This is a genomic window from Pedobacter gandavensis (assembly GCF_032678465.1).
In the GTDB taxonomy this organism is placed as follows: domain Bacteria; phylum Bacteroidota; class Bacteroidia; order Sphingobacteriales; family Sphingobacteriaceae; genus Pedobacter; species Pedobacter gandavensis_B.
In genome coordinates this window covers 216,461-232,070 of sequence record NZ_JAVTSK010000007.1, presented here as the reverse complement: position 1 = coordinate 232,070, position 15,610 = coordinate 216,461, and the positions used below count along the sequence as shown (strand labels likewise).

Sequence of the window (15,610 nt, the reverse complement as noted above, 5' to 3'; positions counted from 1 at the left end):
ATCGGGACTACTGGAAATGAGTTTCTGAAATACTAGGCGATTTCTTCTGTATTCTTCTTACGGAATTTCACATACCAAAGAACCCCCATCCCAGTAATTAACAGATATGGGATTGCCAGAAGGTAAAGAATTCCTGAATTCAGGCCATTTCCTTGTGTATTTCCATTTTTCACACTTTGTTCTGCACTAACTGTACACATCGCACATTGTGCATTTGCAACAGGTACATTAGAACTCAACAATGTGAGCATAAAAAGGAAGATAAAAACTATCTTTTTCATTTGACAAATATAGAGAAACAACGCTAAGAATAAGGCAATTGCTATTGTAAAAAATATCACATAAAAAAGGTTGCTGAATCAACATCCAGCAACCTCCGAGTCATTATTTTAATTAGCTCTTCTGACTTTAACCTAGAAATTATAATAAGGTGAGATCATCAGATAAACAATTACTCCGGTTACAGCAACATATAACCATACCGGATATGACCAGCGTACAATCTTCTTATGAAGCTCCACCTGCATCGTTAATCCTCTATAAAAACTCACCAGAATTAAAGGCAATACTACCACCGCAAGGATAATATGCGTGGCCAGGATAAAGAAATAGATATATCGTGTACTGCCAACCAATGCCAGCTCTGCAGCAGATAATACACCGTTATGATCAATATCACCGTACTTCGTATCCTTCTCATAAAGATGGAACAGGATATAAAAAATCAGGAATATAGCCGACAAAATAAAGGTCGATATATTTGTAATTTTATGAGCCTGAATGTTACCTTTTTTAATGAAGATCAGAGATACAATCAGTAAAATAGAACAAGTGGCATTGATCCCACCAATAATATGAGGCAGCATATAAATGAAAGCGGGTTTATGAGTTGGAGGGGGAACCAGTTTCAATGCAATCACAACAGCCAGTACAACTGCCGTTACGATCCAAACCAGTCTTAAAAAAAACTTATCATTATTCATCTTAAATGGTATTTTGAAAGGTTTACCTTCCGTCGTTATTGTTTCTTAGTTCTTCTGTGATCAACACCTTGATCTCATCATTTAACTGGGAGAGTGCTTCCTGACTACTCGCAGGATAATAGCCTCGTATGCGGCGTTGAGGATCCAACAAGACAAACATATTACTGTATACAAATTTTGGTTCTCCATTTTCTAACTCCTGATGCGCATCGATAAACAAACCTTTATTGACCAAATCGTAAATCGTAGTGCTATCACCAGTCAGTAAATCCCATTTTCCAGGTTTTGCATCCAGACCCTTGGCGTACTTCGCCAATACTTCCGGAGTATCCCGGCGAGGGTCAATACTCAATCCAACAAAGTTAACCGTCTTATTGTGATCATAAGTAGCTCCAAATGCCTTCATCGCCTTATTGGCAAAACTTACAGCACCAGGATTACCAGTGGTATAGAATAAATTCAGTACCAGAATTTTCCCTTCATAATTTTTCCAGCTGACACTATCCGCATTTTGATTGAGTAACTTAAAATCTGGAACAATATGATAAATCGTGTCAGGAATCTGTTTACCCTTTACAGAATGAAAGGTGGAGGCCACTTCTTTAGGCCCAAATACAGGAAGTGGTTTATATCTGTTTTTTCCCTTTTCCTGTAGTAAATAATACAAAAATCCTGGTACCGCTAAAATGGTGACCAGGATTAATATTTTTTTTATTTGTGAACTACTCATTAAACAAGGGGCATATGAAGATGCAGATATCCACCTTCAATTAGCATTAGTGTTGTAAAATAGAAAATAAAAATAAACGATACGGTTAATGATAATTGTAAGCCAAGTTTCTCATACTTTAAGTGCATGAAGTAAGCAACAATATAAAATGCTTTTAATAAAGTAAGCGCGATGTAAATGAAGTTACCTACACCATGGCTCATGTAACCATGTGGCAATACCCAAAGGGCGATAAAGAATTCGATTACTGTAATCAGTAAAAGAATACCAAATACCTGCCATATTTTTTTCTTAGATAAACCTTCGTGCTCTCCGTGCTCTGTGTTATGTGCGTGATCTGACATAATATTTTTTTTGAATGATTAAACTAAATAGAAGAATGTAAATACAAATACCCATACCAAATCAACGAAGTGCCAGTATAAACCAACTTTCTCCACCATAAGGTAATGTCCGCGTTTTTCGAACGTACCATTAATGGTCATGATCAGGATAATGATATTGATCAGTACTCCAGTAAATACGTGAAACCCGTGGAATCCTGTAATTGTGAAGAATAGATTTGAGAACTGTAAAGCAGATACGGTAGAAACCTCTCCGTTAAACAAGTGGTGAAGTGTTTCCATCGGAGGAATTTTACCCCATCCAAATCCTTCATGGAATAAGTGTGTCCACTCTAAAGCCTGACAGCCTAAGAACATAAATCCACCAATGATAGTGGCTACCATCCACCAGATTACTTCTTTCTTAGCACGTCTGTGACCAGCTTCCACAGCCAATACCATGGTAACCGAACTCATGATCAGAATAAAAGTCATGATACCTACGAACACCAATGGTGCACCAGTATCTACAATACCAGGGATCGATTGGAAAACCAAATCCGGATCTGGCCAGGTTAACTTAGTGAAACGTTGCGCTCCATAATAAACCAATAATGACGAGAATGTGAATGCATCAGATAGCAAGAAAAACCACATCATTAATTTACCGTACTCTACCGACCACGGCGAGCGACCTCCGCTCCAAGGAGTAGTTTTTACCTGATCTAATTGTGATAATGAATTCATTTTATAAATTGTAATAGTTTGTTAACAAATCTAACTGTTCAAAAGTAAAAAAACATACAGATATATCCATAATATATCTATAAAATGCCAAAATATAGAGGCGATTTCCATTCTATATTTCGCTCTGGCTACAGGTATACCTCCATAAGCCCCGAATATACAATTCAGTATGAAACAAAGTCCACCAAAAATGTGCAATAAGTGAAATCCAGAAACAATATAAATTAATGATATTGCAGCGTTGTTGTTCACTAATGTGGCACCAGTTTGGTATAATACACTCCAGGCGTCTACCTGAAGATAGGCAAAAACCAGCGCTAATGCCATAGTTCCCCAAAGAAGAATTTTTTCAGATTTAATATTTCCAGCTTTCAATGCCTTGGCGGCAAGAAACAGACAGATGCTGCTACCGATTAAAATCAATGTGCTGTACATAAAGGCGTCTGGAAGAACCAATCCATGACCTTTACCTTTTGATGCCGCGAATACGATGTAAAAACTCGTAAAGCCTCCAAACATGATCGTTGATGACACTACAAATAACCAAAGAATAAACTTCTTAGGCTTTGAGTTAACCACCTCTTCATATTTTACATCCTGCTCTTTTAACGTATGTACCATATTTAAATTATTAAGCTATAAAATCAAACAATAAAACCAACTGAACAATGGGCAGATAAAAGAAAGAGCAAAACATCACCTTTCTTGCACTTACCAGATCCAGATTCATCCACATTTTGAACGCAAGCACCGCAAAAATCAGTCCTGCGAGGATAGATACTCCTGCAATATAATAACCACCGAAACCATAAAACGTAGGCATTAAGCTTACTGGAATTAGGATAAGTGTACTCAAAAAAGTAATAAAAGCACTAGTCTTGTCCCTTTTTGTGGTAGGTAACAATCTAAATCCTGCTTTTTTGTAATCATCATCCAGAACCCAGGCGATGGACCAAAAATGCGGAAATTGCCAAACAAACTGGATTAGGAATAAAATAACCGCGATCTGATCAATTTTACCATGTGCAGCAACATAACCAATTAGTGGAGGTAAAGCGCCGGGAATCGCACCAACAAATACTGCAATTGGACTTTTCCTTTTCAAAGGAGTATAGGCAAAAGCATATAGGAAGATAGAAAAAACCGAAAGTAAACCGGTTTCAATATTTAGTTTACCCAATAACCAGGTTCCTAATAAACCCATCACCAAACCTGAAACCAATCCCTGCCCTGTAGTCATATGACCTGCTGGCATTGGACGATCTTTAGTGCGGGTCATTAGTTTATCCAGATCCACTTCAATTACTTCATTAAAGCAATTAGCAGCGGAAGTAACCAGAAAACCACCCACAATTAATATCAACCAGTTGGTCCAGTTGATGTCTGGGCTAATGCCATCTACAGGCACTTTAGAGCCAATTAAGAAAGTAACTGATGCGGAAAATACAACCAGAAAAGTTAGTCTGAATTTAATGAGCTTTGAAAAATCTGCTAAAAACTGTTTCAATTTATATAAAATTATTATTGATGGTAAGTATCTGTTCTATACACCAGTAAATACAGATAATACTGTAAGGTGAACAATGCAGTAGAAAACAGAATGTGTAATGCCTGCGCGTATGGCGGCAGCGCAAAGTTAGACAATAATAAGCCGGTAACAATCTGGATAATCAAAACTATGGCAATTCCATTACCAACTAAAAGGGCAGTAGCTTTACCATTAAACTTATCCTTTACAATTTTGTAAATCACGACATTTAAAATCAATACCAGGATAGCCACGTCCCTGTGATAGGAAAACACATCCCCGACTTTAGCTACCCAACTGCCGCGATCATTGTACATCATTGATTTTGAAATTGCATCAATTGCTTCTCTCACCTCCGTACCCAATACAACCTGTACGGTACTCAAGGCTACAGAAATTAAAGCCAAAACTTTTAACCAGGTAATGTTAGACATGATCACTACTTTCTGCTCATGTAATTGTTTCGCATAATTGTAGGTGTAAACTAATATTGCAAGGATGACCAATGCCAATAACATGTGCACGGTCACAATCCAGGGCATTAAATTAGTAGAAACGACTATTGATCCCAACCAGGCCTGGAAGCCAACAATAATCACGTTAAGAATACTCAATACCAGAATTCTAGTAGCAGTTTTACGATAAGAAAAAGAATAGACCAAAAGACCTACCAGAAAAAAACCAGTAATCGCACCCATTAAACGGTTTAAATACTCGGTCCATGTTTTAGCAACATTAAAAGTTTCAGGCTGCAATATTGATTCATCATGACGAATGCTATCCGCCAGATGGGCCTTACCCATCTTTTCTAATGTTTTAGCAAAACGCTCGTTTTTCGCTACGCGTTCAGCTACATATTTTTCTTTGTAATTAGCAGGTAACTGTGATGCATGAGTTGGCGGGATATATTGGTCAAAACATTTTGGCCAATCCGGGCAACCCATACCAGAACCTGTACTTCGTACGATTCCTCCTGCCAGAATCAGCAATAAGGTCACGACAATGGTGAGAAGGTTAAGCCTGATAAATCTCTTTTCAGATCTAAGAACCATGGTTGGTGTTGAATTAAAAAAAATGGGGCATCTGTTGTAAGTATTTACCTACTGCAGATACCCCATTGTGTATTTTGAATACGATGTATGATCTATTTTTCTGCTACTGCAGGATTTTTAGCTTCCCATTCTCTTTGGATACGTTCAGCTTCTGTATTACCTTCAAAATCGTGAGGCATGTTAGAAGACATGGTCTGAGAGAAAGGAACAGTCTGAGGAATGAAATCCGTTTCAGAACCTGGTTTGCTATAATCATATGGCCAACGGTAAACTGTTGGGATCTCTCCTGGCCAGTTGCCATGAAGGTGTTCTACTGGTGTAGTCCATTCCAATGTATTAGATTCCCATGGATTCTGTGGCGCTTTCTTTCCTTTAAAGATAGAATAGAAGAAGTTCCATAAAAACGCTACCTGTGCCAATGCACCAATGATAGCAGCCCATGTAACGAATACGTTCACTGTTAACCATTTTTGCATGAACTCAAATTCAGTAAATGCATAGTAACGACGAGGTACACCATCCAGACCCAAGAAGTGAAGCGGGAAGAATACCAGGTAAGCAGAAATGAAAGTTAACCAAAAGTGAAGGTAACCTAATTTCGTGCTCATCATTCTACCGAACATTTTTGGGTACCAATGGTACACACCTGCAAGCATACCAAAGATCGCAGCTGAACCCATTACCAGGTGGAAGTGAGCAACAACGAAATAAGTATCATGTAAGTTAATGTCCAATGAAGCATTACCTAAGAAAATACCGGTTAAACCACCAGAAATGAAGAAAGAAACCAAACCAATAGCAAATAACATTGCTGGGGTGAATCTGATATTACCTCTCCATAATGTAGCCAGGTAGTTGAAAGTTTTTACCGCAGAAGGAACCGCAATAATCAAGGTAGTGATCATAAATACCCCACCCAATAACGGGTTCATACCCGTCACAAACATGTGGTGACCCCAAACGATGAATGATAATACTGTGATACCAATCAATGAATAGATCATCGCATGGTAACCGAAAATTGGTTTTCTTGAGTTTACTGAAATTACCTCTGATGAGATACCTAAAGCTGGCATGATTACGATGTAAACCTCAGGGTGACCTAAGAACCAGAATAAATGTTGCCAAAGGATTGGGGAACCACCTTCATTAGGTAATACCTGAGTACCCATTACAATATCAGAAAGGTAAAAACTTGTACCAAAGCTACGGTCAAAGATTAAAAGTACCACACCTGCCACTAAAACCGGGAAGGAAAGTACACCTAAGATCGCTGTTAAGAAGAAAGCCCAGATGGTTAATGGCATTTTCCAAAGATCCATACCTTTAGTACGCATGTTTAATACAGTACTCACATAGTTGATACCACCCATAAGAGAGGAAGCAACAAACATGATCATACTGATCAACCATAAAGTCATACCTAATGCAGAACCTTTAATTGCTGTTGGTAAAGCTGATAGTGGCGGATAGATAGTCCATCCAGCACTTGCAGGACCAGTTTGAATAAAGAATGAACTCATCATGATCACACAAGCTCCAAAAAAGAACCAGTAAGATAACATGTTTAGGAATGGCGAGGCCATATCCCTTGCCCCTATCTGAAGAGGAATCAATAAGTTACTAAATGTACCACTCAGTCCGGCAGTCAAAACAAAGAATACCATGATGGTACCATGGATTGTTACCAATGCCAAATAGAAATCTGGTTTAATACGTCCGCCTTCAGCCCATGTTCCAAGGAATGTTTCCAGAATTGGAAAACTTTTCTCTGGCCATGCCAGTTGCAAACGAAACAGGATAGATAAACCCATCGCAATAACAGCCATAATAATACCTGTTATCAGGAACTGCTTAGCGATCATTTTGTGATCCTGACTAAAGACATACTTCGTTAAGAAGGTCTCTTTGTGATGACCATGATCATCATGGCTATCGTGGTTATGTGTATCGTGTAATGATATAGTTGACATAATGTGCTATTCCAGTATTATTATTTTTTTAAAGCTAATTGATTTGTTTTAACTGCAGAAGTGTCTTTTGCTACGCTATCTGCTGGTGCAACTGCAGCTGGTGCTGCTGCTACTGGCAGGTTAAACTCTTTTCTCAAATCGTCAGTTAAATAAGTTCCCTGTTTTTTAACCCATGCCTCATACTCAGCTTGCGAAACCACTCTAACTTCTTTCTGCATTTTGTAGTGACCTTCACCACAAATTTTAGCACATAAGAATAAGTAAGCAAATTTAGGATCATTAGTTTTCGCTTTCATCTCTTCAGTAGTGATGGTTGGCGTAAACTCAAAGTAAGAAGTCATACCAGGTACTGTATTCAATTGAATTCTGAAGTGAGGCATATAGAAACTGTGCAACACATCCTTACTCGTCAAAATTAAACGAACTGGTTTGTTTACAGGAATCACCATCTCATCAGCAGTCTGATCATCTAATGTGTGTTTGTCTTTAAAATCAATACCTAAAGCATTAATAGAGTTGATCAATTTGTAGTTTTTAACACCAACAATACCATCAGCTCCAGGATAACGGATCGCCCATGCAAACTGAGAAGAGGTAATCTCAATGTTTAAAGGTTTATTGTTTGGATCTTCAATTTTGTAGAAAATCGATCTCCAGGTTAAGAAACCCATCAAAACCAATACGGTCAATACCAATGCAGGAACGATAGTCCAGATACGCTCTAAAGCGTTGTTATGCGGATAGTAATATGCTTTCCTTTTACCTGTGCTTCTATAGATATAAGCAAAAACAAATAGGATGATGTGCGTAACAATAAATACGATCGTAGTGATGATCAACGTAATATTGAACATCTGATCAATTTTCTTGCCATGCTCTGAAGCTGCTTCAGGAAGGATCATGTTACCATGAACCGTATATTCCCAATAAACACCGTAAAGACCTACTACCAGAAATAGGGCAAATAGAACACCATTTACGGTGTTCCAGTTGATGCCTTTTGGTTGGTCCTGAGCCTCACGGGTCAATTCATATACCTTTAATGCTTTTCCAATAATTGCTACAAATAAGCAAACCAGTAGAAATGCCATGGTATAAAATATAGCCGTTTTATAAACCGGACCCATATCAACAGGCTTGGCTACGGTCTCAGCGGCAGCGCCGGCAGCTTGTGCAAATGCGCTTGTGCTTGCAAAAACAGTAAGAATCACTGCTAGTGCCGCTATTGTTTTGTTACTTATAAATTTTCTTAAACTCATTTCCTTAAAAGTAGTAACGCTGTACTTCTATTATACTATTATTTTATATACTCTATTAAGATCACCTATTACAAGTGATGATTCAAACTTTCCTGTAAGAACGGGTGGTTCTTTGCGATTAAAGGCTGCTTACTTAGTGCGCTTAATACGGTAAAGGTAAACAATCCTACAAAACCTACAGCAGTTCCAATCTCAATAAAACCGAAACCATGGTGTTCTTCAACAGTACCCGGCATAATCATTTGGTAATAATCTACCCAGTGACCACAAAGTACAATGATACAAACCGTTAACATGATGTTTTCTTGTCTCTTGTTGTCTCTGTCCATTAATAATAAAACAGGAGCTAAGAAGTTCAATACCAAATTAAGGTAGAACCAGAATTGGTAATGATCAAATCTTTTGTAGAAGTAAACCGTCTCTTCCGGAATGTTTGCATAATAGATCAACATAAATTGAGCGAACCATACATAAGTCCAGAAAATTGAGAATCCGAAGATAAACTGACCTAAGTTATGCAAGTGACTATTGTTAACCCACTTCATGTAACCTGCTTTTTTCAACAGGATAATGATGATGGCCATAGTCGCTAAACTACTTACCCACATTGCTGCAAAGTTATACCAACCAAACATTGTAGAGAACCAGTGTGCCTCAAGAGACATGATGGTATCAAAAGCAAAGATTGGCGTAGTAAAACCGTAGATTACCAAGAAAATACAAGAGTATTTAAAGCTTTTTCTATAAGAATCCAGACCACCTTTTAAATCTTCGTTCACTGATAATTTAGCGAACCAAACTGCGAAAAAGGAATAAACTCCCAGGAAGACCACCTGACGCGCCATAAAGAAAGGCACATTTAGGAAAGCGGATTTACCAGCGATTAATTTATCATAATGAGGACTGTCTGGGTCAGTTAAACCCGGAGCATTCCAGTGATGATATAAGTTATGTGTGTACAAACCAGCAGCCATTACTGCGATTAAGATAACAACCGCGATTGGCAAGGTTTTAGCCATTGCCTGTGGTACACGTAATATAGAAGCAGACCAACCAGCCTGTGCTACAAATTGAACAGCAAGAAAGAATGCACCTGACATGCAAACACATGCGAAGTAATAAGCCATCAGTAACAAGTTAGCAAAAGTACGCTCATGAAGCGCCTTTGCCGAAAAGCCATATCCTATAGCTAGTACCCCTAGGACAATAGCGATCAGACTTAAGGTTTTTGCTTTACCTGTAAACTCAAACTGCTCAGTTAAATTATAATTGTGAGTTCCCATTTATTTGTGCTTTTCTATTGTATTTTTTGTAATTGTTGAACATACATCACTACTTTCCATCTTTCATCAGGAGATAGTTGAGAGGCATGTGAACCCATGTTATTTAAACCATACTCAATTGTATGATAAATTTTTCCTGCAGAAAGGTCTTTCATCAAACCACCACGTGATGAAGCTGCATCACCATGGTAAGAAGGAATACCGCTGATCTTATCAATTTTTACCAGGTGGCCTTGTCCATCACCCTTTTCACCATGACATGGTGAGCAGAATACGGTGAACAAGTGCTTTCCTGCGATTAGATTTTGTTCGTTTTCAGCAAGAGGATTTACCAGGTTAGCACCAGCAGCTTCATATCCTTCTTTAGTATTAGGATAATCGTCATACTTGTTAAACCCTACCGGGGTAGTATGAGCTGGCGGCGTTTGCGCCGTTGATCCATTTTTAAAGTTTTTGTTTGGCTGATCTGGATTATAGGCAATCGGATCATACATGTTCCTTGCATATTCTAAACCTGTACTTTGCGGATCTTTACATGCTGAAAAGACAACAGCACTGGCAAGAATACAAAATGAGGCTAAAACTACTTTATTCTTATTCATAGCTAACATACTTCCTTTCATTGTGCTTAATCTCTAAAGCACCTGCATCTTTTAATAAACCATCAATTTTATTGTGATCGGTATTTTCTTTAGCATCTACAGCGATAACAAATCTATCATCTGTAGCTCTTAAGTCCATTACTCTAGGTGCTCTTCCTGGGAATAAATGCGTTGAAGCAAAATAAGCGCCCACTAAACTGAATGCACAGAATAAAACCGTTACTTCAAACATAATCGGAATAAAATCCGGAAGTGCTAAAGCAGGTTTACCACCAATATTATTTTTCCAATCTACCACCGAGGTTAAGTAGATCAATGCGAATGCAGAAATGGTTCCTGTAATCCCGCAAAAGAATGCAAGAATATCCAACCTGGATCTTTTGATCCCTAATTTAGCTTCGATGCCGTGAATAGGCATTGGTGTATAAACATCATGTATTTTAATGTTGTTTGCCTGTAACTTCTCGATGCCGTGCATCATTTCGTCAGGATCACCAAAACTGCCTAAAATATATTTGATATTACTCATTGTTATATTTTTGCGTATTCTTCTTGTTTAACACTATCAAATTTCTCTAAAGATTCAACGTATTCAGCTACGTGTTCTTTGTCCAGATGACCTTCTTTAATTTGCTCCATTTTAGATTGCTCACTTGCAGTCTTAAGTAATAGTTTCACCTCTGCAATTGCAATAGATGGCAATACTCTTAAGAATAAAAGGAACAAGGTAAAGAACACTCCGATTGAACCTACAAAGACACCCACATCTACCCAGCTTGGATAGAACATTGCCCAACTTGAAGGGATATAATCACGGTGTAATGAAGTCACGATAATTACGAAACGTTCGAACCACATACCAATGTTCACAACGATAGATAAAATCCATGTAGCGGCAATATTGGTACGGATCTTTTTGAACCAAAGCAACTGAGGAGAGATTACGTTACACGTCATCATCATCCAGTAAGCCCACCAGTATGGACCAGTTGAACGGTTAATGAAAGCGTACTGCTCGTATTCTGAACCTGAGTACCAGGCAATGAAAAACTCAGTGATATAAGCCACACCTACGATTGATCCTGTAAGAATGATGATTTTATTCATCGATTCAATGTGGAACATCGTGATGTAGTTTTCAAGACCTAATACCTTACGTGCAACTAATAATAATGTTAATACCATCGCAAATCCTGAGAAGATCGCCCCTGCTACGAAATATGGAGGGAAGATCGTGGTATGCCATCCTGGAATTACCGAGGTTGCAAAGTCCATAGATACAATCGTGTGTACCGAAAGTACCAGTGGCGTAGAGATACCTGCTAAGATGATACATACCGCCTCAAAACGCTGCCATGTTTTTACGTTACCAGACCATCCGAAAGAAAGGATAGAATAGATTCTGCGTCTCGTTCCAATTGCACGGTCACGGATAGTTGCAATATCAGGTAGTAAACCTGTATACCAGAACAATAGTGATACCGAGAAGTAAGTAGAGATGGCAAACATATCCCAAACTAAGGGAGAGTTAAAGTTTACCCATAATGAACCGAATTGATTCGGTAATGGAAGTACCCAGTAAGCCAACCATGGTCTACCCATGTGGGATACTACATACGTCGCCGCGCAGATTACGGCGAAGATGGTCATCGCCTCTGCAGAACGGTTAATGGAATTCCTCCAGTTTTGTCGGAAGAGTAAGAGTACTGCAGAGATCAGTGTTCCTGCGTGACCGATACCTACCCACCAAACGAATCCGGTGATGTCCCATGCCCATCCAACTGTTTTATTTAATCCCCATGCACCGATACCAAACCAGAAGGTATATCCAACGGACACCAACCAAAGTGTGGCACCACAAAGTGCGAGTATAAATCCTATCCACCATGCCCTGTTAGGCTTGTTCTCAACTGGCATTAAAATATCATCCGTAATCTTTGCATACGTGATATCATTGCCGGTGATTAATGGCTCTCTTAATATTGATTCCTTATGTCCTGACATAATTTATTTTCTTTAATATCAGCTTACGCTTGTACTGTTGTATCTGTGTTTCTAATTTTTGTCATATAACCTATACCCGGTTGTACGTTGATCTCTTCCAATACATAGTAAATACGCTCACTACGTAATGCTTTAGATACTTCCGACTCAGGATCATTGGCATCACCAAAGATGATCGCATTTGCCGAACACGCTTGCTGACATGCCATTTTGATATCACCGTCTTTTAGTGGACGTTTTTCCATCTTAGCAGTTAATTTACCAGCCTGGATACGTTGGATACACATAGAGCATTTCTCCATAACACCTCTTGAACGGGCAGTTACATCAGGGTTAAGTACCAACTGAGTAAATTCATTGTTCAAATAGTTGTCGAAACGAGAATCATTCCAGTAGTTAAACCAGTTGAAACGACGTACTTTATACGGACAGTTGTTCGCACAGTAACGTGTACCTACACAACGGTTATAAGCCATGTGGTTTAAGCCGTCTGAAGAGTGAACTGTTGCCAATACCGGACAAACTGTCTCACATGGAGCGTGGTCACAGTGCTGACAAAGCATTGGCTGGTGTACTACTGATACATTATCAAGGTTATCTAAATGAGCAATTTCTTTCTCTTTAGTTACCGCATTGATACCTGTATTGTGGTGACCATGTCCTGCTTCTGCATGTGCTTCGCCTGCCTCAACATTAAAGCTGTAGTAACGGTCGATACGCAACCAGTGCATATCTCTACGTTTACGAACTTCATCTTTACCTACAACAGGAATGTTATTCTCTACGTTACAAGCTACAATACAAGAACCACAACCAGTACAAGCATTCAAATCGATTGCCATTACCCAGTTGTTACCTAGTTTCTCATAAGCAGGCCATAAATCGTAAGTTTTATGTTTTGCGTGGTCATTACCTGAACCAGCCGCAGGATTCTTTTTGTATTCTGCGAAAGTCGCCTCACGAATGATGTTTCTTCCTTCGAATGAATGGTGCGTTTGTGTTTGCGCCAATTCTTCTCTTCTACCAGTTCCTGTCAATTGAACCGTAGTTGCATATTGAGAAGTACCGTTACTGAAAGTTACGAATGGGAAAGCATTCTGACCTACGTTATTTCCAGCTTTACCAGCTTTTGTTCTACCATATCCTAAAGCGATAGAAGCAGTTCCCTGAGCTTGTCCAGGTTGAATCAACACAGGTAAGTCAACAGTATGACCGTTTGCTGCTTTTACAGATACCACATCGAATTCTTTATAACCTAATTTCTCTGCAAATTTAGGTGCAATTGCAATGTAGTTGTCCCAGGTAACTTTCGAAACCGGATCAGGTAATTCTAATAAGAATGCATTGTTTCCATGTTTACCATCGCGCATTGCTACACTTTCGTAAACCTGTAACTCGATATCTTTTGCTAGTGCTTTGCTGTTATTTAAAATCGTAGGAACTACTGCTGCCAATGACAAGCTGAAGTTATAAGTTCCTGCTGGTTTAGCCGCTGCAGTGAATACACCAGTTTGCAATACTTCTTTCCAGGTTTTACCGAATACAGGAAGGATGTTTTTCTCCCAGTTATTACGTACATACTGGAAGTATTCCTTAACTGCGTTATCAGACCAGATCAATAAACTCTCTTCTGCCTGACGGGTATTGAAAACAGGGTTAATGGTAGGCTGAACGATAGAGTAAGAACCTTCGTAAGCACTTGCATCACCCCATGACTCTAAATAGTTATGGTTAACTGCAATCACATCACATAAGCTCGCCGTCTCATCTTTACGATCTGCGAAGGATACTTTTAATGCTACTTTAGCCAATGCCTCTGTAAAAGCTTTAGCATTTGCTACATCATAACCAGGGTTTGTATTTAAGAAGAATACCGCTGCAACTTCTCCCCTGTTCATTTCATTGATAAACTCAGCAAACTCTGCATCATTACCTGCGTAACGTTTACAAGGATTGTCTAAATCGATCGTTGTACCATAACTGCCAATTGCAGAGTTGATCGCATTTACCAGAATCTGAGTAGATACGTCATTTGAACCTGAAACTACTAATGCTTTTCCTTTGTTTTGCAACAATTCTTTAGCCACTAACTTAATTGCTTTATCAGCAGTTACGTTATTTGGCAAAGCAGCACCAGCTAAATTATTTCCGGTAATGGTATTATATAAGGTAATTAATGCAGGTCCCTCTTCAGAAAGTTTAACCGGAACACGCGTATCAGCGTTAGTACCAGTTACACTCATACCAGCTTCGAACTGGAAGTGACGTGACATTTTACCAGCCTTTAAAGACTTGTGATTTCTGTTCGCAACATACTGGGCAGTGAATTCTTCACCGCTGATCCAGGTACCCAAAAAGTCTGCACCGAAACTTACGATCAGGTCAGCCTTATCAAATCTATATTGTGGAACTACTGCCTTACCGAAGCTATTTTCATTTGCTTTGATAATACCAGTATAAGATACTGCATCGTATTGTACGTGCTTCGTATTTGGATAGGCAGCAGTAAAGTCAGCAATTACTCCTTTAGTAGAAGGACTGCTTACTGTAGAAGAAACCACACGGATTTTCTTACCTGATGCCTGAGCTTTATTTAACTCTGCTTTTACAAACTCATCGATTTTAGTCCATGTTGCTTTCTCATCATCCTTTAAAACAGGACCATGTAATTTAGAAACATCATAAAGATCTAAAACAGAAGCTTGCGCCTGTGCATCTGTACCCGTATTGAATACTCCTGAATTAGGATTTGCGTCAATTTTAATTGGACGTCCCTCTCTGGTTTTCACCAATACACTCTGGCCATTGAAACTTGATACATAGTAGTTCGGGATACCCGGAACTACCTCTTCAGGTTTAATCACATAAGGAATTGATTTATGAACCGGAGCAGTCTGACAAGCTGCAAGCGTTACCGCTCCTAGGCCGAAACCTAATGCTTTCAAAAAGTCCCGGCGCGGGGTTACCGTACTTAACCCTGCTTCATTTAAAACATCTTCTATTGGAAGGGGCTCAGCAAATTCGTTTTTGTTGTTTTCAACAAAATCGGGAGTGTTTTTATACTCCTCTAAGCCTTTCCAGTATTTTTTATTGCTTTCCATTTAAGCTATATTACTGTTTATCGAA

The 15,610-nt window shown here is 38.9% G+C and carries 15 protein-coding genes; all 15 read right to left on the bottom strand.

The window, feature by feature from the left end; genetic code table 11:
* Window positions 1-32: 32 nt before the first annotated feature.
* The gene (locus tag R2Q94_RS14735) at window positions 33-281 is read right to left on the bottom strand and encodes a hypothetical protein (RefSeq protein WP_316822229.1); all 249 of its coding nucleotides are present in this window, start codon (window positions 279-281) and stop codon (window positions 33-35) included.
* Window positions 282-413: 132 nt separating this feature from the next.
* On the bottom strand, window positions 414-983 hold the full coding sequence (locus tag R2Q94_RS14730) for a DUF420 domain-containing protein (RefSeq protein WP_316822228.1): 570 nt from the start codon (window positions 981-983) through the stop codon (window positions 414-416).
* A gap of 22 nt (window positions 984-1,005) precedes the next feature.
* Entirely contained in the window at window positions 1,006-1,713 is a 708-nt protein-coding gene (locus R2Q94_RS14725) for an SCO family protein (RefSeq protein ID WP_316822227.1), read from the bottom strand.
* Window positions 1,713-2,057 (bottom strand): cytochrome C oxidase subunit IV family protein, encoded by a 345-nt coding sequence (locus tag R2Q94_RS14720; protein WP_316822226.1) that lies wholly within the window; start codon window positions 2,055-2,057, stop codon window positions 1,713-1,715. Before R2Q94_RS14720 ends, R2Q94_RS14725 begins: the two co-directional genes overlap by 1 nt.
* Window positions 2,058-2,075: 18 nt before the next feature.
* The gene (locus tag R2Q94_RS14715) at window positions 2,076-2,783 is read right to left on the bottom strand and encodes a cytochrome c oxidase subunit 3 (RefSeq protein ID WP_316822225.1); all 708 of its coding nucleotides are present in this window, start codon (window positions 2,781-2,783) and stop codon (window positions 2,076-2,078) included.
* A 30-nt stretch (window positions 2,784-2,813) separates the two neighbouring features.
* A complete protein-coding gene (locus R2Q94_RS14710) occupies window positions 2,814-3,404 on the bottom strand; it encodes a cytochrome c oxidase subunit 3 (protein WP_316822224.1) in 591 nt (196 codons plus the stop codon).
* 10 nt (window positions 3,405-3,414) lie between these two features.
* Window positions 3,415-4,290: a heme o synthase gene (cyoE, locus tag R2Q94_RS14705; RefSeq protein ID WP_316822223.1), complete on the bottom strand. Its 876-nt coding sequence runs from the start codon at window positions 4,288-4,290 to the stop codon at window positions 3,415-3,417.
* A 14-nt stretch (window positions 4,291-4,304) separates the two neighbouring features.
* A complete protein-coding gene (locus R2Q94_RS14700; RefSeq protein ID WP_316822222.1) occupies window positions 4,305-5,363 on the bottom strand; it encodes a COX15/CtaA family protein in 1,059 nt (352 codons plus the stop codon).
* A 92-nt stretch (window positions 5,364-5,455) separates the two neighbouring features.
* Window positions 5,456-7,336 (bottom strand): cbb3-type cytochrome c oxidase subunit I, encoded by a 1,881-nt coding sequence (locus R2Q94_RS14695; RefSeq protein ID WP_316822221.1) that lies wholly within the window; start codon window positions 7,334-7,336, stop codon window positions 5,456-5,458.
* 20 nt (window positions 7,337-7,356) lie between these two features.
* The gene (locus tag R2Q94_RS14690) at window positions 7,357-8,595 is read right to left on the bottom strand and encodes a cytochrome c oxidase subunit II (protein WP_316822220.1); all 1,239 of its coding nucleotides are present in this window, start codon (window positions 8,593-8,595) and stop codon (window positions 7,357-7,359) included.
* Between the two features lie 68 nt (window positions 8,596-8,663).
* On the bottom strand, window positions 8,664-9,878 hold the full coding sequence (locus R2Q94_RS14685; protein ID WP_316822219.1) for a quinol:cytochrome C oxidoreductase: 1,215 nt from the start codon (window positions 9,876-9,878) through the stop codon (window positions 8,664-8,666).
* Window positions 9,879-9,892: 14 nt separating this feature from the next.
* Entirely contained in the window at window positions 9,893-10,489 is a 597-nt protein-coding gene (locus tag R2Q94_RS14680; RefSeq protein ID WP_316822313.1) for a cytochrome c, read from the bottom strand.
* Complete coding sequence (locus R2Q94_RS14675; protein WP_316822218.1) at window positions 10,473-11,009, bottom strand: DUF3341 domain-containing protein; 537 nt, start codon at window positions 11,007-11,009, stop codon at window positions 10,473-10,475. Before R2Q94_RS14675 ends, R2Q94_RS14680 begins: the two co-directional genes overlap by 17 nt.
* 2 nt (window positions 11,010-11,011) lie before the next feature.
* Window positions 11,012-12,484, bottom strand: coding sequence for an NrfD/PsrC family molybdoenzyme membrane anchor subunit (nrfD, locus tag R2Q94_RS14670; protein WP_316822217.1), 1,473 nt, complete (start codon window positions 12,482-12,484; stop codon window positions 11,012-11,014).
* Window positions 12,485-12,507: 23 nt separating this feature from the next.
* Window positions 12,508-15,585, bottom strand: coding sequence for a TAT-variant-translocated molybdopterin oxidoreductase (locus R2Q94_RS14665; protein WP_316822216.1), 3,078 nt, complete (start codon window positions 15,583-15,585; stop codon window positions 12,508-12,510).
* Window positions 15,586-15,610: the final 25 nt, after the last annotated feature.

Bases quoted from the DNA above. Each gene is read 5' to 3' on its own strand.
- R2Q94_RS14700 (WP_316822222.1), bottom strand. From the start codon at position 5,363: ATGGTTCTTAGATCTGAAAAGAGATTTATCAGGCTTAACCTTCTCACC.
- nrfD (WP_316822217.1), bottom strand. From the start codon at position 12,484: ATGTCAGGACATAAGGAATCAATATTAAGAGAGCCATTAATCACCGGC.
- R2Q94_RS14735 (WP_316822229.1), bottom strand. From the start codon at position 281: ATGAAAAAGATAGTTTTTATCTTCCTTTTTATGCTCACATTGTTGAGT.
- R2Q94_RS14715 (WP_316822225.1), bottom strand. From the start codon at position 2,783: ATGAATTCATTATCACAATTAGATCAGGTAAAAACTACTCCTTGGAGC.
- R2Q94_RS14685 (WP_316822219.1), bottom strand. From the start codon at position 9,878: ATGGGAACTCACAATTATAATTTAACTGAGCAGTTTGAGTTTACAGGT.
- R2Q94_RS14695 (WP_316822221.1), bottom strand. From the start codon at position 7,336: ATGTCAACTATATCATTACACGATACACATAACCACGATAGCCATGAT.
- R2Q94_RS14665 (WP_316822216.1), bottom strand. From the start codon at position 15,585: ATGGAAAGCAATAAAAAATACTGGAAAGGCTTAGAGGAGTATAAAAAC.
- R2Q94_RS14675 (WP_316822218.1), bottom strand. From the start codon at position 11,009: ATGAGTAATATCAAATATATTTTAGGCAGTTTTGGTGATCCTGACGAA.
- R2Q94_RS14720 (WP_316822226.1), bottom strand. From the start codon at position 2,057: ATGTCAGATCACGCACATAACACAGAGCACGGAGAGCACGAAGGTTTA.
- R2Q94_RS14725 (WP_316822227.1), bottom strand. From the start codon at position 1,713: ATGAGTAGTTCACAAATAAAAAAAATATTAATCCTGGTCACCATTTTA.
- R2Q94_RS14680 (WP_316822313.1), bottom strand. From the start codon at position 10,489: ATGTTAGCTATGAATAAGAATAAAGTAGTTTTAGCCTCATTTTGTATT.
- R2Q94_RS14730 (WP_316822228.1), bottom strand. From the start codon at position 983: ATGAATAATGATAAGTTTTTTTTAAGACTGGTTTGGATCGTAACGGCA.
- R2Q94_RS14690 (WP_316822220.1), bottom strand. From the start codon at position 8,595: ATGAGTTTAAGAAAATTTATAAGTAACAAAACAATAGCGGCACTAGCA.
- R2Q94_RS14710 (WP_316822224.1), bottom strand. From the start codon at position 3,404: ATGGTACATACGTTAAAAGAGCAGGATGTAAAATATGAAGAGGTGGTT.